The following is a 20,109-nucleotide window of genomic DNA, read 5'->3' on the forward strand; positions in this document are numbered from 1 at the left end:
TGAGGAATTTCACCTTGTTACGCCTATCGTCACTGGCTAACCGTCAGTAACTAACCACTAACTCCCCACGACTAACTCTTAAACTGATAACTGAATTACTGATTACTGATTACTGATATCTTGGGATGCTAAAGTTTTATGGTGATGGAGGAGTGAGCCATGCAAGTGTTAAATGCGTCTATGAATGGGACAAAACCCCAACAACCATCGGGAACGGTGCGTCATCCAGAGTGGTCGGTGAATGGCATTGAATCTTTCCAGTCTGTTACCACAATTGAGGAATGGTTAGTTAGTCAACTGGCAGAGCGGTTGGGGTTAGAAGCGTCAGAGATTGAGATACAGGAGGATTTTGGCAATTATGGCCTCAACTCCATTGAAGCGATTAATCTCTCTGGAGACTTAGAAACAATTTTAGGTCGCCGACTTCCCCCGACTTTGTTGTGGGATTATCCCAATATTGCCACCTTGGCTGAATATTTAGCAACTCAGGCTAAACTCGATATCGCTCAATATCAGAATGGCATTTCCCCTGAAGATGCTGAACATCTTTTGCATCATTTGGATCAATTGTCGGATGCAGAGGTTGATAGTTTATTAAATATTTTATTAGCGGAACAGGAAGACCACAATGATTAATTTATCCCCCTCAGTCAGTCAGTTATCCTCTCAAGAAAAGCGATCACTTTTGGCGGACTTACTGCGGAAGAAAGCACAATCTATTTCCCTTCCTGAGATTCCTGTCGAATATTATCAATTTAATCAATTTCCTGAATATCTGCATCTGAAACAACAACAGCAAGAACTGGCGGCTTTAGGATTAGGAAACCCCTTTTTTAGGGCGCAAGAAGGCATTGCCAATGATCAAGCCAGGATTGGAGGTCAGGATTATATTAATTATGCCACTTATAATTATTTAGGAATGTGTGGCGATCCGAAGGTTTCTCAAGGTGCAAAAGAGGCAATTGATCGATATGGAACCTCTGCGGGAGCCAGTCGGTTATTATCAGGTGAAAAAGTGATTCACCAAGAACTAGAACGAGAAATTGCTGATTTTATTGGCGTTGAAGATAGTATTGTTTTTGTGGGAGGTCATGCCACGAACGTAACAACGGTGGGGCATTTATTCAAACAACATGATTTAATTTTACATGATGCCCTGAGTCATAATAGTTTAATGCAAGGGGCTGTTTTATCGGGGGCAACGGCGATCGCATTTCCCCATAATGATTGCCAAGCCTTAGAACGAATGTTACGAGAACGGCGTCATCGCTATCAACGGGTTTTAATTATTGTAGAAGGAGTTTATAGTACCGATGGAGATATTCCCAATTTACCGGAATTAATTGAGATTAAAAAACGTCATAAAGCCTTTTTAATGGTGGATGAAGCGCACTCCATTGGGGTTTTAGGAAAACAGGGTCGGGGTATTAGTGAATATTTTGGCATGAATCCCCATGATGTTGATTTATGGATGGGAACTTTAAGTAAATCCTTTGCTAGTTGTGGAGGCTATATTGCTGGATCTCAAGCATTAATTGAATATCTGAAATATACTGCGCCAGGATTTGTTTTTAGTGTGGGGATTTCTCCTCCAAATGCCGCTTCTGTAATTGCTGCTATTCGCTTGTTAAAAACCGAACCCCAACGAGTTGAACGATTACATCAACAAGCGCAATTGTTTTTAACGTTAGCCAAAGATAAAGGGTTAAATACAGGATTAAGTCAAGATTCTCCCGTAATTCCGATTATTGTCGGAGATTCTTGGAAATCCGTGCAACTGTCTCAAAATCTGTTTAAGCGGGGAATTAATGTTCCCTTTATGTTTTATCCCTCTGTGCCTAAAAATGCAGCCCGTTTGCGATTTTTTATTACTTGCAACCACACAGAAGAACAAATTCGTTATACTGTAGACACTCTTGCCGAAGAAGTGGCAAAATTACCAGAAAATCATTGATTTTTCCAGAATTTAGCCACCTTGGGCATTATCCTGTAAAGGGTTCATAATAATGCGTGTTCTTCTAATTTATCCCATTTTCCCCCAAAGTTTCTGGTCATTTGAAAAAGCCCTCGCCTTAGTAAACCGTAAAGCTTTACTTCCGCCGTTAGGTTTAATTACGGTAGCGGCAATTTTACCCCAATCTTGGGAGTTTAAATTAGTAGACCGAAACGTTCGAGAAATCACAGAAACAGAATGGAATTGGGCAGAATTGGTGATGATTTCCGCCATGATTGTCCAAAAAGATGATTTTTTAGCTCAAATTCGAGAAGCTAAACGACGGGGTAAAAAAGTTGCTGTGGGTGGCCCATACCCCACATCAACTCCCCAAGAAGCTGAACTTGCAGGGGCAGATTATTTAGTCTTAGATGAAGGGGAAATTACCTTACCCTTATTGGTGCAAGCCTTAGAACGTGGAGATTCTAAGGGCGTTTTTCGCATAGAAGGAGATAAACCCGATGTAACAGAATCCCCGACTCCTCGCTTTGATTTATTGGATAAGAATGCCTATGATATGATCTCACTACAATTTTCGCGAGGTTGCCCGTTTCAGTGTGAATTTTGCGATATTATTGTGTTATATGGGCGTAAACCTCGAACTAAAACCCCGGCTCAATTTATAGCAGAATTGGATCGATTACAGGAATTAGGATTTAAGCAGGGAATTTTCCTGGTTGATGATAACTTTATTGGCAATAAACGCAATGTCAAGTTATTACTGAGGGAATTAAAAGTATGGATGAAAGAAAATAACTATCCTTTCCGAATATCAACGGAAGCATCCATTGATTTAGCCCAAGATCAAGAATTAATGGATTTGATGGTTGAATGTAACTTTAGGGCGGTATTTTTAGGGATTGAAACCCCCGATGAAGATAGCCTGAATTTAACTAAAAAATATCAAAATACTCGTGATTCCTTAAGTGAATCCGTTGAAAAAATTATCCGGTCTGGATTACGGGTGATGGCAGGATTTATTATTGGGTTTGATGGAGAAAAACCTGGGGCGGGCGATCGCATTGTTCGGTTTGTAGAAAAAACTACAATTCCCATTGCTATGTTTAGTATGTTACAAGCTTTACCGAATACCGCCCTTTGGCATCGTTTAGAAAAAGAAGGACGATTAATTACCCAAACGGGAAATGTCAATCAAACCACCTTAATGAATTTTATTCCCACTCGACCCCTTGAAGAAATTGCCCATGAATATGTTAATGGATTTTGGGAATTATACGATCCACAACGCTATTTAGATCGAACCTATCGACATTTTATGATGATCGGTGAGCCTAAAACCAATTCCATTGGCAGTAAATTAGTGGATTTGACAACGCTGCGAGCGCTCTTTATTTTATGTTGGTATCAAGGAGTTGTACGCAAGACTCGTTGGACGTTTTGGCGCTATTTATGGAATATTTTAAAACACAAACCTCGCGTTTTAGATCATTATTTAGTCGTTTGTGCACAGGTCGAACATTTCTATGAATATCGCGCCATTGTCAAAGAAAAAATTGAGCGTCAACTAAAAGAGCTACCCGTAGAAACCCAACGTCAGCTAACGACTATTGCTCAATAGTTGACCGACACCGGGTTTTTGAACAGCAGAAACCCGGTTTCTTAAGTTGTGTGGGTTACTCCTGCTGTTTTCTGTATGTTGACCCTATCTTGTGGGAAAATTAATTCAATTATTTTGTTAATCAAACTTCCACTCAGAAAAAAACAGTGCCTCCGACTTATCTACACCAACATCGGAATATGAGGGTTGCTCAAACACGACGTCAGTTTTTGCAGACTTCCGTTGCAGCGATGGTGGCATCGTCCCTCTCAAGCTGTGGTTGGACATTAGCTGAGGTCAAAACAACCCCCAATACCCAGGTGTCCTCAGATACCTTGTATATCTATACTTGGGCAGGTTACACCGATCAAGATTTGTTAGATCGATTTCGAGAGGAAACCGGGTTAAAGGTTGTGGCGGATGTCTTCGACTCTAACGAAGCCATGTTAGCACGACTACAAGCGGGAGGAGCCGGAGCTTATAGTGTCATCTATCCTTCGGAATATATGGTTCAGAAAATGGCAACATTAGGGCTATTAACTGAATTGGATCGTTCCTTATTGGTGGGATTAGAAGATTTATTTCCGCAATTTCAAGACCCGGGTTATGACCCTGGGGGTCGTTATAGTGTACCGATTAGTTGGGGAACAACGGGGTTAATTTTTAATCCTAAAAATCTCCAAACTCCTCCGCAAGATTGGGATTACCTTTGGAAATATAAAGATCAATTATCAAAGCGGTTCACGTTACTCAATGATGTGCGAGAAGTAATGGGAGCTACCTTAAGAATGTTAGGCTATTCTTATAATTCCACTGATCCAAATCAAATTCGTCAAGCTTATGAAAAATTAGTGACATTACGTCCAGCGATCGCTTCTTTTTCAACGGATTCTTGGCGACCTCAAATGATTGTTGGGGATTTATTTGTTGCCATGTGTTATTCCTCCGATGCTGCCGAAATTATGGAGGAAAATGAGGATTTAAGATATATTACTCCTGATAGTGGATCATCGTTATGGACGGATACAATGGTGATTCCTAAAAGTGCTCCTAACCCCGATGCAGCCTATAAATGGATTAATTTTATGTTGCAACCGGATGTCGCAGCAACCTTAGTTAAACGATTAAAATTTGCCACGCCTTCAAGATTAGCCTATGAAAGATTACCAGAAATTTTAAGAAATGATCCGACCTTATTTCCGCCTGAATCTGTTATTGCTAGGAGTGAAGCAATTTCCCCCGTCGGTAAAGCCACTGAAATTTATGAACGCTATTGGACACAATTAACCAGTTAGGTGTTGACTGTTAACCGTTAACCAACAACCGACAACCGACAACAAAACTATGGCTATTTCCACAAAAACTCCGATGACTTCTCCTCCACAACCTGTTAAAAAGGGATGGCGACAACGAGCGTCTCAATGGCTTGGGCCTTTAGTGTTATTAGGGCCTTCTGGGTTGTGGTTATTACTCTTATTAGTATTCCCGACGTTATTAATTTTTGAACTCAGTTTAGTTAAGGATATTCGTCCGGGGGATTTGGTGATTCCCAATGGAATTGCTAATTATTTACGGGTATTTGAACCGATTAATTTATTAGTCATTTGGCGATCGCTATTTTTTGCCTTTGGAACAACAGTTCTGTGTTTACTCTTAGGATTTCCGGTTGCTTATTGGATTGCTCAATTAGCCCCTAAACGCTGGCGAAATGTAATCTTATTAGCCTTTGTTTTACCGTTATGGACATCTTCTTTATTAAGAACCTATGCCTGGATTACCATATTAAGACCAACGGGGGTTTTAAATTCAGTTTTAGCATTGATTGGATTACCTGCCTTAGAATTATTGAATCGAACTCCGGCGGTTTTAATTGGTATGGCTTATAGTTATTTACCTTATATGGTCACGGTTTTATATGCCTCTTTAGAAAAATTAGATCAGCGTTTATTAGAAGCGTCTGCGGATTTAGGCGCGAAACCCGTTGAAACCTTTTGGAAAGTCACAGTTCCCCAAACCTTACCCGGTATTGCCGCCGGATCATTACTGGTTTTTATTAGTTCCCTGGGGGATTTTGTAGACCCAGAATTATTGGGGGGAGCATCAAGTATGACCGTTTCCCGGTTAATTTATAATCAATTTTTAGGCTTAACTCAAAATTGGGGCTTTGGTTCAGCCTTGAGTATGGTGTTAATATTTGGGGTGAGTATTGCGATCGCACTTTTAATTAAATACGGGGATGCTAAACCTTCTCGCTAATAGGAATTAGGAAGAATTTATGCAAGACATTAAACAACAACCAGAGGAGATGCTTGATATGGCTTCTAAACCAAAGTTTAGAATTTCTTGGCAGGTGATTTTCGTCGGTTTAATGTTTTTTTATATGTACCTGCCGATTTTGGTTTTAACGTTTTATAGCTTTAATAAATCTCGATATAGTGCAGGCTGGGAGGGATTTACTTTAGAATGGTATATTAAATTATTTCAAGATAGCCGGATTTTAACCGCTTTAAAAAATAGTTTAACGGTGGGAATTTCTGCCGTCGCAATTGCGGCGGTTATTGGTACATTAATGGCCGTAGGATTAGCCCGTTATCGTTTTCCCGGAAAAGGACTTTATCAAGGAGTTTCCTATTTACCGTTAATTATTCCTGATATTGCCATGGCGGTGGCAACTTTGGTGTTTTTAGCCGCCGTTGCCATTCCCCTGAGTTTATGGACAATTGTAGCCGCCCATGTGGTGTTTTGTTTAGCTTATGTTGCCTTAGTGGTTTCAACGAGATTAGCAGATTTAGATCCCCATTTAGAAGAAGCTGCTTTAGATTTAGGAGCGACTCCCCTCGAAGCATTTATTCAAGTTTTATTACCTCAATTAATGCCGGGGATTATATCAGGTTGTTTACTGGCTTTTGTGTTAAGTATGGATGATTTTTTAATTGCTAGTTTTACGGCAGGAAGTGGGGCAAATACATTACCAATGGAAATTTTTAGTCGAATTAGAACAGGGGTAAAACCTGATATTAATGCCTTAAGTGTAATCTTAATTATCGCCTCTGGATTTTTAGCTATATTTGGGGAATACTTACGCAGTCAAGGGGAAGGAAAACGGATGAGAAATTAGTCCAGGGTTGTTTCATAATTTAATGTAGGGTGCGTAAGGCGAAACCGCACGCACTATCTGTGATAAAAATTGATTAGAAAAATTGATTAGATTGTAGCTATCTCTGAGACATTTTTGGTGCGTGCGTTGTGCTTACACACCCTACAGAAGAAAAAATCAAGCTGGAATTGTTAAAAAAAAATAAAATTATGTCAAAAAAACGTTGATTTATGTTATAATTTAATTTAATTTTTTATTTATTGATTTAATAATTGATTTAATTATTTTAATTAGAATTAAATTTAAAAAAAAATTTTTACGAACTAAACTCATTAACAACAATGGCTCGGACGGTTTTTAGGTAAACGGCTGAAACCTTTATTTTATGGTTTGCCAGCTTGCTATTCTGGAGTCCGAAACCCCCGCTACCCATCACAAAGTGCCCGAAATATTGTTACCAACAAAACTAAACTTGAAAACCTTGACCGATTGTTTTTAATCAGTCTACTGGTTTTTTCTCCATAAAAATTTTACGGAATCAGGATTGTAGGATTATGACACAACATCCTCAAGACCCTAGCGTTGAGCCATTTTTTGTGGTGGGAATCGGAGCATCAGCCGGAGGATTACACCCCTTAGAACTATTTTTTACTAACTTACCCAATAATCCGGGTGCGGCTTTTGTGGTGGTGCAACATCTTTCTCCCGATTTTCCGAGTTTCATGCCCGAATTAATCCAAAGACGCACTTCACTGGAAGTTAAACTCATCGAAGATAGAATGGAGTTACAGCCCAATTGCATCTATATATTACCGCCTCGTTATGATGTAAAAGTTGAACAAAATTGTTTACGACTGCAAGAATATACGGGTGATCAAATTCATTATCCCATCAATGTTTTTTTCCATTCCTTAGCAGAAGAATGGGGGGAAAAAGTCATCGGTATTTTGCTATCGGGAATTGGAAACGATGGTACAGAGGGATTACAAGTTATTAGTCAAAAAAGAGGTATTGCTCTGATTCAATCCCCAGAAACCGCCCAATTTACCAGTATGCCCAGTAGCGCCATTCCGAGTGACAGTTTGGATGAGATTTTATCGCCTCAAGATTTAGCCCAAACGGTTTATAATTTAGTTCACTATTCCCAAAACTATCCAATTGCTCAAGCTCAGCCTGGAGCGTTAATTCCCGTTGAACAATTGGAACAAATTCTCGCGCTTTTATCGCAATACGAACAAATCGACTTTTCTCACTATAAAATTAGTACCCTTAGCCGTCGAATTCTCAATCGTTGTGCGCTCACCGAATGTGCCGATTTAAGCCAGTATATTATCTTATTAACCGAGTCAGAAATTGAAAGAAAACTACTTCGTCAAGATTTATTAATTAGTGTTACTCAATTCTTTCGAGATCCTCCAGCTTGGACTTTTATAGAAAACCAAGTTTTACCTCAGTTAATCGAATCTTTAGCACCTAAACAACACCTGAGAGTCTGGATTCCCGGTTGTGCTACGGGAGAAGAAGCTTATTCTTTAGCCATTTTAATTGATGAAGCACTTGAGGCAGCAAACAAAGAGATTATTGTTAAAATATTTGCCACCGATCTTGATAGTAAAGCCTTGGAGGTTGCTTCGCGAGGAATTTATAGTGAAAGCATTAAAAATGATATTACTCCTGAGCGTTTAGAGAAATACTTTATCGATCAATCCGGTTCATACAAAGTTAAACGAGATTTACGCCAGATGTTAATCATTGCCCCCCATGATTTAACTAAAAATGCGGGTTTTTCTAAGATGAATTTCGTGAGTTGCCGGAATGTACTGATTTATATGCAGCCCCAACTTCAGCAACAAGTGTTAAGTTTACTGCATTTTGCCTTAGTATCCCAAGGGATTTTATTTTTGGGGAATGCGGAAACTTTAGGGGAATTGGAAACCGAATTTATCGAGATTGAGCAACGATGGAAAATCTTCCGCAAACGTCGAGAAATTCAATTGACGTTGATGCCATTATCGCAGCAACCCTTATTAGCATCCATCATCTCAGCAACTCCATCATCTAACCGCCCTATTTTTCAGTTTGAACGGATTTTAGATTCGGTTTTTGACCTTTGTTTTACAGAACAACGTTTAACTTGCGTATTAGTGAATCAAAACAGCAAATTAGTTCATATTTTTCATGATGGTGCTCATCTCCTTTCCCTTCCTACCGGACAGCCTAAATTAGAGATTACTGAACTGGTTCCTACTCCTTTACAATTACCCCTGAGAACGGCTCTACATCGAGCTAAACGAGATCAACAAAATGTTCTGTATACGGGCATTCATTTAACTCGAAATGGGATCAATGAGGTCGTTAATTTAAAAATAGCATTTCCGGGTAAAGACCTCGTTCTGAATGAATTAATGTTGATTTTATTAGAGGTAGAAACCGATTTAAAAGATGAATCTCACAAAATTGAGTTTGAGGTAGATATTGAACCCAGCAAACAAATTGCTGAGTTAGAATATGAACTCCAACAAACGCAAGAAAATTTACAAGCCACCATTGAAGAATTAAAAGCGACGAATGAAGAACAACAGGCAACCAATGAAGAATTACTGGCTTCTAATGAGGAATTGCAAAGTACCAATGAAGAATTACAGTCTGTGAATGAAGAACTGTATACCGTCAATGCCGAATATCAAATTAAAATTCAACAACTCACGGAACTGACCGCCGATGTTGATAATTTATTACGGAGTACCAATATCGGGGTAATCTTCCTTGATAATCATCTCAATATTAGAAAATTTACGCCAACAGCTAGTAATATTATTAATATCATTCCTTCAGACGTTAATCGCCCCTTAACCCATTTAACCCACAATTTAAACTGTCCTAATTTAGTCGAAATTTTATCAAATTTTGTGGTGCATCAAATTCCGATTGAACTAGAAGTGATCAATCAAATCACCGGGGAAAACCTGTTAATGCGAGTGAATAGTTATCGAGGGGAAAACCACAATAATAATGGATTAGTTGTTACTTTTGTCAATATTAATGAATTAAAAAGTATCCAAAATGAACTGCAAGCCAGTAAGAATTGGTTAGAAAATATTTATATTAGTAGTCCTGTGGGGTTATGTTTAGTCGATCAAGACCTCAAATTTGTAAAAATTAATGAAAACTTAGCCAAGATTAATGGCTTGTCTGTCGCAGAATCTTTGGGGAAAACCGGACAGGAATTATTTCCAGACTTAGCAAATATTTATGAACCTTTGGTGCGTCAAGTCTTAGAAACAGGTCAAGCCATTAGAAATATGGAACTTCAAGCTGTGACACCTGGATCTAAACAAAAAAGATATTGGATAGTAAACTATTATCCTGTTTTGTTAGAAAATCAACAACCCGGAGTCGGTGCGGTGATTACAGAAATCACGGAACAAAAACAAATTCAACAGGAACTCGAAAGATCACAAAATTGCCTAGAAGAAGCTCAAAGTATTGCCCATCTGGGGAATTGGCAATTAAATCTTCAGACCCGAAAAATTCGCTTGTCAAAGGAATTGTTTAACATTATTGGTTTTGATTTTAATCTGGAAGAACCCAGTTTAAATCAGTTAATTACCAAAATCCATATTGACGATCAAGCTGAATTTATACAAGCTTTAGAGCAACTCAAAACCCAAGGAATTAGCTATAATCTCGATTGTAGAATTATTCGTCATCAGGATAGGGTGATTCGTTATATTAATACCCTTGGTAAACCCATTTATAACGAACAGAATCAGATGACTGATATCTATGGAACAATTCTTGATATTAGCGATCGCAAACAAGCCGAAATCGCCCTATCCCAAGCCAAAGAAGCCGCCGAAGCCGGGACAAAAGCCAAAAGTGACTTTCTTGCTAATATGAGTCACGAAATCCGCACCCCCATGAATGCTTTGATTGGAATTACCGAACTTCTTTCGCGCACCAACCTTTCTGATGAACAAAAAAAATTAGTCAATATGATTCGAGAAAGCGGTGATCACCTCTTAAGAATTATTAATGATATTTTAGATTTTTCCAAAATTGAGTCGGGTCATATAGAGCTTGAAGAGCAACGTTTCATTTTAACAGATGTGATTCAATCGGTTTGTGATCTGCTCCAGGGAGAGGCGTTAAACAAAAAAATTGACCTGACCTATGAAATTGATTCTGATATTCCCACTGAGTTTTTAGGAGATAGTTTCCGGTTGAGCCAAATTCTCTTAAATCTAGTCGGAAATGCGGTTAAATTTACCGATCAAGGTATTGTTAAGATTACGGTCAATGGTCAACTGATTTCTGGAAATAAACAGCAACAACTAGCCTTAAATCAAGGAGAATACTATGAGTTAATGATTGCTATTCACGATCAAGGAATTGGCATTCAGGATAATCAATTAAATCAATTATTTCACCCCTTTACCCAAGCAGATACTTCTATGAGCCGCAAATATGGAGGTACAGGTTTAGGGTTAGTGATTAGTCAGAATTTAATTAATTTAATGGGTGGAACAATTTGGGTTGAAAGTCTTGGTAATATTGGGGGAAATCCGCCTCAAAATTGGGTTTATAATTCAGACAATTCTCAAACTCAAGGTGCAACTTTTTATTTTACCTTGGTACTCAAGATGATTTCCGAGACTAATATGAATCCACCAACGACTTCAGATTCAGAATTAGACGAACCGGAAATAATATTTGAGGACTTTCCCCTCAAAATTTTGATTGTTGATGATGATCTGATTAATCAACAATTTCTCCTATTGCTCCTCGACGAATTTTGTGGCTATACTGCCGATATTGTTAATAATGGATTAGAAGTATTAGAAAAGTTAAAAACGCAATCTTATGATGTGATTTTTATGGATATGCAGATGCCACAAATGGATGGTATAACCGCCACAAAAATGATTCGCCAATCTGCCCAAGCTCAACCCTGGATTATTGCTGTTACAGCTAATATTTTGGGTGAAAAGATCGAACAATGTTTACAAGCTGGGATGAATGATTATCTGAGTAAACCCATTCTGGTTGAAAATTTTCTCCGTGCTCTTTCTAAATATTTCAGGGAACAGGGAAGAGGGAATTATGAATTATGAATTATGAATTATGAATGGGGAATAGGAAAATAGATGCTTCCGTAAACTTCTGTAGAGACGTTGCATGCAACGTCTCTACAGGGGAACTAATTCATTAACTCAATTCTCGCCCTTAATCCATTGCTGGTTAACTGTTGTAACAGCCAATTTGCCCGATATTGATCTCGAAAAGCCCCCGCTTGAACAACTTGTCGCCCTGCAACCACCGTTGGAAAGGCTTCTGGCACAATTGAGCGAATCCGACGAAGCTCACTATCATTACTACTTTCGACCACCACTCGATACCTTAAGCCCAAAGCCATCGGACTTAAAGGAATTTCTTGACCGCCCCCACTAGCGGCCTCATTGGGAAGTAAACCACCACCCGACCCAATGGGAATATCTGGCCCCGGAACGGATAAAATCCCAATGGCTGCAATAGAGGTGGGTTGAGTCAGTTGAGGCGGTTGGGTAATCGGTTGTGTTTGTTGAGGTTGGGAACGGCTAGAGGGGGACTGGGGGGTGGGACGATTTAAGATTAAGCGGGAAAAGGTTGAGATTAATGACCCAGGTATAGAGTCCGCCGATGGCGTTGGTCTTGGGGGGGGAAGGGGAGGACGACGAGTATTCGGTAAGGGGGGTAAGTTTGGAGATTCAGGAGGAGGAACCGGAATGGGAATAGCGGTGGCGGTTTGAGTGGAAGTTGGGGCGGGAACGGGAATCGGAATCGGGTTTTGAGAAGTTGAATTCGATTCGGGAAGATAGACCGGAAGGGAAGAAGCGGTGTTAATCGGAGTCTGGGTAGCGGGATCGTTGGCAACAATGGCCACAGGCTGTTGAGAAGAGGCGGGAGAGTTTAAGATCTGGCTGACTAGGGGAGAGGGAGCGGCGGCGGGGGTATAGGTTCCTGACACTTCAATGGCCCCAAACACCTTAGCGGTGGATAATTGGTTTCCGTAGGCTTGAATTTGTTGGCCTTGGGTTCCGTTATTGAGATCATAACGGCCGTTATTGCGAATTACGTTGCGTCCGGGTTCCTGAGTATTACCCAAATCAGGTAAGGATTGAGCGATCGCAACGATACCATCCCGTTGATTTCGTTCAATGTGATTATCGCGTAAAATCGGTCGAGCGTTGGCTTGAATCACCACCCCATCTTTATTATCAAAAACACGATTTCCGATGACAAAAGGGGCTGCATTTTGAGCAATATTAATTCCAAATCCAGTATTTTGAAAATCGTTATTGCGGATTTCCGGGCGAGAATTCCCATAAATCGTCATTCCATTGGCACCATTTTGAGCAAAATAATTTTCTTGAATAATCGGCGCGCTCATTCCCACCACAGAAATGCCATCGTGGGTATTTCCAATAAAGGTATTTTGAGAAACAATTAAAGAACTTGATTCAATCCATAACCCATAGCCTCGGTCACTGGAATTAGTAATAGTTACTCCACTAATTTTTGAGCCATTTGCCCCTAATACAGCAATATTTTGGCGGGCAAATGTTCGGCTAGTGTAGAACCCGCCCCCGTTAATCACAACATCTTTGCCCTTTGTATTCGGATTGCCTTGCAGCGTAATATTATCATGTAAAATAATCGGAAATTGTTCTCCGGTTTCGCCACTATAGGTTCCGGGTGCTAAAATAATTGCAGTATTTCGTTGTGCTAAACTCAACGCTTTTGTAATCGTTCTTAAAGGGGATTGTTGTGTGCCTTGCCCTTGATCATTTCCCGTTGTTGAACTAACATAAATCACCGCCGTTGAACGATTGCTGGCTTGTGTAATGGGTTGATTTTGCACCGGAACCGCTAACCCAGAAACAGGTTGAAACAATCCTAACCCCAAAGTCACTAATAGTAATGGGGAAAAAGATTGCAATACCCTCAATAAAAATGGAGAAGAAAAGAGCATTGCAGTTTGGACAAACCATAAACGGGATTGAGGAATACCGAGTTGTCGAGTCATTGTAGGGGGGTAGGACTGAAGGTTCGGATTAGCAATTGATCATCTCCGTTGTTGCACTCAGAACCTGAATTTGTTGTTAGGCTTGGGCACCTCGATTGACAGTTACGGCTTAGGGATGCCCAAGCATAACAACAGGGGGTCAAAGTACAACAACGGATAGCCAAAATTCAGCGACTCTGACGGACTGAAATTAGTTTAAAATTTCAATGGCGTCAAACCAGCCTTAATTTTGCCTTAAATTTAACCTTTTGGCTATTAAGAATTTTGAACTTTGTTTCGACGCACCGAGGGTCAATTTGAAATTGACGAATATTATATCTTGGATTTGCACATTACGCACTCATTGAGGAAGATTGGATGGAGGAACAATTTAGTCCCTTGGCGCAACCGATTTTATATCGAATTTTAGATGCCAACTTAGATCGCACCCGTGAAGGGTTGAGAATTATTGAAGAATGGTGTCGGTTTGGACTCAATAGCGGAGAACTTGCAGAAGAATGTAAACATCTGCGCCAAGAAGTTGCCCGTTGGCATACGATGAACCTACGTTCCTATCGGAATACAATCGACGATCCGGGTACAGAATTAACCCATCCCCAAGAAGAACAACGTTCAGGAATTGAACAATTATTACAAGCCAATTTCTGTCGCGTTCAAGAAGCGTTACGAGTTCTGGAAGAATACGGGAAATTATATCATCCAGAAATGGGAAAAACCTTTAAACAAATGCGCTATCAAGTGTATACCTTAGAAACTCGTTTGCTGGCCCATGATCGCCATAAACTTTTACTAAATTCCTATCTTTATTTAGTCACTTCCCCAGGAGAACGGTTATTATCGATTGTGGAAGCGGCGTTACAAGGAGGATTAACTTTAGTTCAATATCGAGATAAAACCTCCGATGATGAAACACGACTTAAAACGGCTCAAAAATTATGTCAATTGTGTCATCGTTATAATGCCTTATTTTTAGTTAATGATCGGGTTGATATTGCCGTCGCTGTTGATGCTGATGGCGTTCATTTAGGACAAAATGATATTCCCATCGAATTAGCTCGACAAATCCTTGGCCCCCAACGATTAATCGGTCGGTCTACCCATAGTCCTGAAGATCTAAAACGGGCAATTCAAGAAGGAGCAGATTATATTGGAGTCGGGCCTGTTTATGAAACGCCAACGAAGGCAGGAAGAGCAGCAGCAGGCTTAGAATATGTTCGTCATGCGGTTAAAAATTCAATGATTCCTTGGTTTGCCATTGGAGGAATTGATATGAATAATTTGGATGATGTTATGGCGACGGGTTGCGATCGCATTGCAGTTGTTCGTTCAATTATGAATGCAGAACAACCGACTTTAGTAACTCAATATTTCCTCTCACAACTCAATCGTTTTAGAAACCTAAAGTCCTATAAAGTCTTACCCAAACAACCCTAAATCGACATCATGGCTGAAACCATTACCCTCAAAGTTAATGGAGAATTAAAAACCTGTTCTGCGGGTCTGACACTTCCCCAATTTTTAGAACAGCAAGGCTTAAATCCCCGGTTAATTGCTGTAGAATATAACGGTGAAATTCTCCATCGTCAATTTTGGGAGACAACTGAAATAAAATCAGGAGATGTCTTAGAAATTGTCACCATTGTTGGAGGCGGCGTTTAATTTGTTATCCTGAGTAGGGGCGGGATTATCCCACCCTTACCAAGGATGATTTATTATTATTATTTTGATTCAGTAACCCAACATAATTATTTACAGATTCCCCATTCCCTGTTCCCTATGCCAATAATAAGATAACCTCAAGCATGGATACAGCAATGGTGAAAGACAAGCGAGATTCCAAACCTAGGCATATTGTTCTAACCTCTCACCCCACCCCCTACGGAGCCAAACCGATCCCCATTCATTGGGGAAACGCCGATCCCCTCAAACGTGGCCCCCTGATTGGAACCTTAACCGATCCAACTCATCGTAACGTGATTGGCACCCATTCCGGTTCTTATGCCATTTATCGCGCCTTAGCGGTGGTTCAGGGAAGCCTGAAAACCGACCATCGCGCCGACTTAACCAATACTTCCCCCATTGTCAATATTGGCCCCTATCCCAGTTGGGCTGATCCTGATAAAATTGTCGCCCTCGATCCCTTTGGGGCTGTGGTTGGGGATGTATTTACCGACTATTTTGAAAAAGGCTATGATATTCGCCCCACCATTGCCATTACAAAAGCCCATATTAATATGCCGGAATTATACGAGGCAGCCGCTAAAGGACGGTTAAAATTAGATGGGGAAATCATGAAAGAAAATGGCGATTTAGTGGTTACAAAAGCCGCTATTGAACCTGTATGGTATTTACCCGGTGTTGCCCATCGTTTAAAGGTAACAGAAAGCGATTTACGTCATGCTTTATTTGAACAAACTGGGGGGATGTTTCCTGAGTTAATTACCCGTCCTGATTTACAAGTATTTTTACCGCCTATTGGTGGGGTTACGGTTTATATTTTGGGGGATATTGCAGCTATTACTGACCCTGATCGCCCAGTGGCGGTTCGAGTTCATGATGAATGTAATGGATCGGATGTTTTTGGGTCAGATATTTGTACCTGTCGCCCCTATTTAGTGCATGGGATTGAAGAATGTATTAGAACAGCCCAAGAAGGCGGTGCAGGGGTGATTGTCTATTATCGGAAAGAAGGTCGAGCGTTAGGAGAAGTAACGAAGTTTTTAGTTTATAATGCCCGTAAACGTCAAACCGGTGGCGATCGCGCAGACGCTTATTTTGAACGGACAGAATGTGTTGCTGGGGTTCAAGATATGCGCTTTCAAGAGTTAATGCCGGATGTGTTACATTGGTTAGGGATTACTCGGATTGATCGCTTAGTTTCGATGAGTAATATGAAATATAATGCCATTGTTAATTCAGGAATTGAAGTGGTGAAACGGGTTCCTATTCCAGATGATTTAATTCCGGCGGATGCCAAGGTAGAAATAGAAGCAAAAAAAGCCGCAGGCTATTATACGGAAGGGGAGATTTTAGATGTAGAAGGGTTAGTGAGTGTGAAGGGTCGAGAGTATTAAGGGTATAGAAATCGGGTTTTTTAGGGAAGTTTGAGAGAATAAAAACCTTTGAGAAAAACCCGGTTTCTACCCCACTCGTAGTCAGCCCTTCAGGGCTGCAAATCCTAAAAAACTTACTACAAGGGTTTGATTTTTTATAACAAAGAATAATTTTTATTAAATCTAATATTTTTTTGAATTTAAGATGAGATAATTCTCAAAGAAAGTCTGAGGGTTGTTTTTTATGACAATGCTAAACTTGAAACCCACCCATAAACCTGTTAAAGCTTATTATGATGCTTTACAACAGTTTGCGAAATTGGGGGTTTCCCATGAATTAGCGGTGAAAGATGCCTTTGCAGATCTCTTAAAAGCTTGTTGTCAACAATTTGATTTAACCTTAATTCCTGAAAAAGAAATTAAATTAACTACAGGGAAGCGCATTCGCGTAGATGGTGCTTTAGTTCGGGATGGAAGCATTCGATATGGCATTTGGGAAGCCAAAGATAGTCATGATAAATTAGACCGAGAAGTTAAACAAAAATTTGCCGTTGGATATCCTCAAGATAACATTATTTTTCAAGCTCCTGAACGCGCTATTTTATGGCAAGGAGGAAAACAAATCTGTGATGAGGATATTACAAAACCTCAAATTTTAGTCGATACCTTAAAGTTATTTTTTGAATATCGCACTCCTGAAATTGCCCAATGGGAAACAGCAGCATCAGAATTTCGTAGCCGAGTTAAAGATTTATCGGGTAAACTGATTAATTTAATTGAAACTCAACGCAAAACCAACCCGAAATTTATTCAAGCGTTTCGTGAATTTACGGAAATTTGCCGTCAAGCTATTAACCCGAATCTTTCCGAGGCTGCGGTGGAGGAAATGTTAATTCAACATTTGCTAACGGAACGAATTTTTAGACAAATTTTTAATAATCCTGATTTCACCCGTCGCAATATTATTGCGGTGGAAATTGAAAAGGTAATTCAAGCGTTAACGTCTAAATCCTTTAGTCGAGAGCATTTTTTAGGGGAAGTGGATTATTTTTATCGTGCGTTAGAAGATGCAGCCAAAACCATTAATGATTATAGCGATAAACAGCATTTTTTGAATACAGTTTATGAGAAGTTCTTTCAAGGGTTTGCGGTGAAAGTTGCCGATATTCATGGAATTGTTTACACACCTCAACCTATTGTTAATTTTATGGTGAAAAGTGTTGAGGATATTTTAAAAAAAGAGTTTGGCAAGTCGTTAAATGATAAAGGCGTGCATATTCTTGATCCATTTTTAGGGACGGGTAATTTTATTTTACGGGTGATGCAGGAAATTAGAAAAACAGCCCTTCCTTATAAATATGAACAGGAATTACACTGCAATGAGGTGATGTTATTACCTTATTATATTGCTTCGATGAATATTGAGCATCAATATTTTGAAGCAACGGGAGGTTATAAAGCTTTTGAAGGGATTTGTTTAGTTGATACGTTTTCCGATCAACAGGTTCAACAGTTATCGTTATTTACGCCAGAAAATACCGCCAGGGTTCAACGTCAAAGAAGTTCACCGATTTTCGTGATTATTGGAAATCCGCCTTATAATGCTTGGCAGGTTAATGAAAATGATAATAATAAAAATCTAAAATATGAAGAAGTTGATCGACAAATTCGAGAAACCTATGCTAAAGATTCAAAAGCAACCAATAAAAGTTCTCTTTCTGATCCTTATGTTAAAGCAATTCGCTGGGCATCTAATAGGATAGGAGATGAGGGAATTATTGCCTTAGTGACCAATAATAGTTTTATTGATGCTCTTGCTTTTGATGGTATGAGGAAACATTTAGAGAAAGATTTTAATTTAATTTATCTTGTTGATTTAGGAGGTAATATCAGAAAAACTACAGATCCTTCAAAAAGTATTCATAACGTTTTCGATATTAAAGTCGGAGTCAGTATTAATATCTTTATTAGAAAAAATAGATCCAATCAGTCTAAGGATACAAAAATTTATTATGCTAGTGTTGATGAGTTTTGGAGAAAGGAAGAAAAATTAGGATATTTAGAGCAGTCAAAAAGCTATAGTAATATTGAATGGTCACTGATTGAACCCGATCAAAAATCTACTTGGTTAACAGAAGGATTAAAAGATGATTTTGAAAATTTTCTACCAATAGGAAATAAAGAAACTAAAGATAAATCAACTCATGAATCAGCAATTTTTAGAAGTTATAGTATGGGTGTGCAGACAAATCGAGATGTGTGGGTTTATAACTTTGATAAAAATTTATTAATTGAAAACATAAAGTTAACGCTACAAAATTATAATCATCAGGTTGATCAATGGAAAACTAAAAGAACACCTAAAGATACAGTAGATTCATTTGTGATTTACGATGACACTAAAATTAAATGGAGTAGTCATTTAAAAGAGTGTTTAAATTCTGAGATTACAGCAGACTTTAACGATGATAAGATTAGATTGTCTATGTATCGTCCATTTTGTGTACAACTTTTATATTTTGACGAAATTTTTAATCATCGTAGAGGTCAATTTCCTTTAATATTCCCAACACCTGATACTGAAAAAGAAAATCGAGTTATTGCTGTAACTAATCATTCACAAATCCCTTTTTTAGTACAAATAACAAATTGTATTCCATCTCTTGATGTCGGTGGTCGTCCTGGTCAATGTTTCCCCTTCTACACCTACGACGAAGACGGAACAAACCGAAAAGACAATATCACCGACTGGTCACTTGAACAATTTAGAAATTATTACCAAGATCAGACTATTACAAAATGGGATATCTTCTATTATACCTATGGATTATTGCATCATCCCATCTACCGAGAACGCTACGCCGCTAACCTCAAACGAGAACTTCCTCGCATTCCCTACGCACCCGATTTTCGAGGGTTTGTCAATGCGGGACAACAATTAGCAGATTTGCATCTCAACTATGAAAAACAACCCGAATATCCGCTTAAATTTATTGAAAATGATGAATTTCCGTTAGATTTGCTGGTGGACAAAATGAAACTCAGTAAAAATAAAACCCAAATTATCTATAATGAATTTCTGACGTTAAGCGGGATACCACCAGAAGTGTTTGAATATCGCTTAGGAAATCGTTCGGCGTTAGATTGGATTATTAATCAATATCAAGTTAAAATTGATAAACGTAGTGGAATTGTTAATGATCCGAACCGTTTAGGCGATGAACAATATATTATGCGGTTAATAAGTCAAGTGATAACCGTTAGTTTAGAAACGGTTAAAATTGTTAATCATTTGCCCGATTTGGGATTATACTAAGAGAAGAAGCCCTGAAGGGCTTACTA

At 39.1% G+C, this 20,109-nt stretch carries 12 protein-coding genes; 11 read left to right on the forward strand and 1 reads right to left on the reverse strand.

The features are described from left to right. The first annotated feature begins 159 nt into the window (after positions 1-159). The 7 genes from PL9214_RS06525 to PL9214_RS06555 all read left to right on the forward strand — a co-directional run bounded on the left by PL9214_RS06525 (position 160) and on the right by PL9214_RS06555 (position 11,762). On the forward strand, positions 160-636 hold the full coding sequence (locus PL9214_RS06525) for an acyl carrier protein (protein ID WP_083579902.1): 477 nt from the start codon (positions 160-162) through the stop codon (positions 634-636). Continuing rightward, the gene (locus PL9214_RS06530) at positions 629-1,954 is read left to right on the forward strand and encodes an aminotransferase class I/II-fold pyridoxal phosphate-dependent enzyme (protein WP_072717996.1); all 1,326 of its coding nucleotides are present in this window, start codon (positions 629-631) and stop codon (positions 1,952-1,954) included. Before PL9214_RS06525 ends, PL9214_RS06530 begins: the two co-directional genes overlap by 8 nt. A gap of 52 nt (positions 1,955-2,006) precedes the next feature. Then, complete coding sequence (locus PL9214_RS06535) at positions 2,007-3,572, forward strand: B12-binding domain-containing radical SAM protein (RefSeq protein WP_072717997.1); 1,566 nt, start codon at positions 2,007-2,009, stop codon at positions 3,570-3,572. Between the two features lie 179 nt (positions 3,573-3,751). Next, the gene (locus tag PL9214_RS06540; protein ID WP_072717998.1) at positions 3,752-4,846 is read left to right on the forward strand and encodes an ABC transporter substrate-binding protein; all 1,095 of its coding nucleotides are present in this window, start codon (positions 3,752-3,754) and stop codon (positions 4,844-4,846) included. Positions 4,847-4,895: 49 nt separating this feature from the next. Then, a complete protein-coding gene (locus tag PL9214_RS06545; protein WP_072717999.1) occupies positions 4,896-5,807 on the forward strand; it encodes an ABC transporter permease in 912 nt (303 codons plus the stop codon). A 19-nt stretch (positions 5,808-5,826) separates the two neighbouring features. Beyond that, positions 5,827-6,669 (forward strand): ABC transporter permease, encoded by an 843-nt coding sequence (locus tag PL9214_RS06550; protein ID WP_072718000.1) that lies wholly within the window; start codon positions 5,827-5,829, stop codon positions 6,667-6,669. Positions 6,670-7,202: 533 nt separating this feature from the next. Beyond that, positions 7,203-11,762 carry a chemotaxis protein CheB gene (locus PL9214_RS06555; RefSeq protein ID WP_072718001.1) on the forward strand — a complete coding sequence of 1,520 codons (4,560 nt, stop codon included), beginning with the start codon at positions 7,203-7,205 and terminating at the stop codon, positions 11,760-11,762. A gap of 86 nt (positions 11,763-11,848) precedes the next feature. Here PL9214_RS06555 and PL9214_RS06560 read toward each other — a convergent pair whose 3' ends face one another. Beyond that, positions 11,849-13,714 (reverse strand): DUF1565 domain-containing protein, encoded by a 1,866-nt coding sequence (locus tag PL9214_RS06560; RefSeq protein WP_139294980.1) that lies wholly within the window; start codon positions 13,712-13,714, stop codon positions 11,849-11,851. Between the two features lie 357 nt (positions 13,715-14,071). Here PL9214_RS06560 and PL9214_RS06565 point away from each other — a divergent pair, with 357 nt between their 5' ends. From PL9214_RS06565 to PL9214_RS06580, 4 genes are all read left to right on the forward strand, one after another. Continuing rightward, positions 14,072-15,148, forward strand: coding sequence for a thiamine phosphate synthase (locus PL9214_RS06565; protein WP_072718002.1), 1,077 nt, complete (start codon positions 14,072-14,074; stop codon positions 15,146-15,148). A gap of 9 nt (positions 15,149-15,157) precedes the next feature. After that, positions 15,158-15,373, forward strand: a complete 216-nt coding sequence (gene thiS, locus PL9214_RS06570; RefSeq protein WP_072718003.1) for a sulfur carrier protein ThiS — start codon at positions 15,158-15,160, stop codon at positions 15,371-15,373. 143 nt (positions 15,374-15,516) lie between these two features. After that, complete coding sequence (locus PL9214_RS06575) at positions 15,517-16,788, forward strand: GTP cyclohydrolase II (RefSeq protein ID WP_245824185.1); 1,272 nt, start codon at positions 15,517-15,519, stop codon at positions 16,786-16,788. A gap of 223 nt (positions 16,789-17,011) precedes the next feature. Next, positions 17,012-20,083, forward strand: a complete 3,072-nt coding sequence (locus PL9214_RS06580; RefSeq protein WP_072718004.1) for a type ISP restriction/modification enzyme — start codon at positions 17,012-17,014, stop codon at positions 20,081-20,083. Positions 20,084-20,109: the final 26 nt, after the last annotated feature.

The organism is Planktothrix tepida PCC 9214 (assembly GCF_900009145.1).
Lineage (GTDB): Bacteria > Cyanobacteriota > Cyanobacteriia > Cyanobacteriales > Microcoleaceae > Planktothrix > Planktothrix tepida.

What these genes read in the sequence shown, in the direction of transcription:
- PL9214_RS06575 (WP_245824185.1), top strand. Translation starts at nt 15,517, where the DNA reads ATGGATACAGCAATGGTGAAAGACAAGCGAGATTCCAAACCTAGGCAT.
- PL9214_RS06545 (WP_072717999.1), top strand. Translation starts at nt 4,896, where the DNA reads ATGGCTATTTCCACAAAAACTCCGATGACTTCTCCTCCACAACCTGTT.
- PL9214_RS06525 (WP_083579902.1), top strand. Translation starts at nt 160, where the DNA reads ATGCAAGTGTTAAATGCGTCTATGAATGGGACAAAACCCCAACAACCA.
- PL9214_RS06555 (WP_072718001.1), top strand. Translation starts at nt 7,203, where the DNA reads ATGACACAACATCCTCAAGACCCTAGCGTTGAGCCATTTTTTGTGGTG.
- PL9214_RS06540 (WP_072717998.1), top strand. Translation starts at nt 3,752, where the DNA reads ATGAGGGTTGCTCAAACACGACGTCAGTTTTTGCAGACTTCCGTTGCA.
- PL9214_RS06580 (WP_072718004.1), top strand. Translation starts at nt 17,012, where the DNA reads ATGACAATGCTAAACTTGAAACCCACCCATAAACCTGTTAAAGCTTAT.
- PL9214_RS06535 (WP_072717997.1), top strand. Translation starts at nt 2,007, where the DNA reads ATGCGTGTTCTTCTAATTTATCCCATTTTCCCCCAAAGTTTCTGGTCA.
- PL9214_RS06550 (WP_072718000.1), top strand. Translation starts at nt 5,827, where the DNA reads ATGCAAGACATTAAACAACAACCAGAGGAGATGCTTGATATGGCTTCT.
- PL9214_RS06530 (WP_072717996.1), top strand. Translation starts at nt 629, where the DNA reads ATGATTAATTTATCCCCCTCAGTCAGTCAGTTATCCTCTCAAGAAAAG.
- PL9214_RS06565 (WP_072718002.1), top strand. Translation starts at nt 14,072, where the DNA reads ATGGAGGAACAATTTAGTCCCTTGGCGCAACCGATTTTATATCGAATT.
- thiS (WP_072718003.1), top strand. Translation starts at nt 15,158, where the DNA reads ATGGCTGAAACCATTACCCTCAAAGTTAATGGAGAATTAAAAACCTGT.
- PL9214_RS06560 (WP_139294980.1), bottom strand. Translation starts at nt 13,714, where the DNA reads ATGACTCGACAACTCGGTATTCCTCAATCCCGTTTATGGTTTGTCCAA.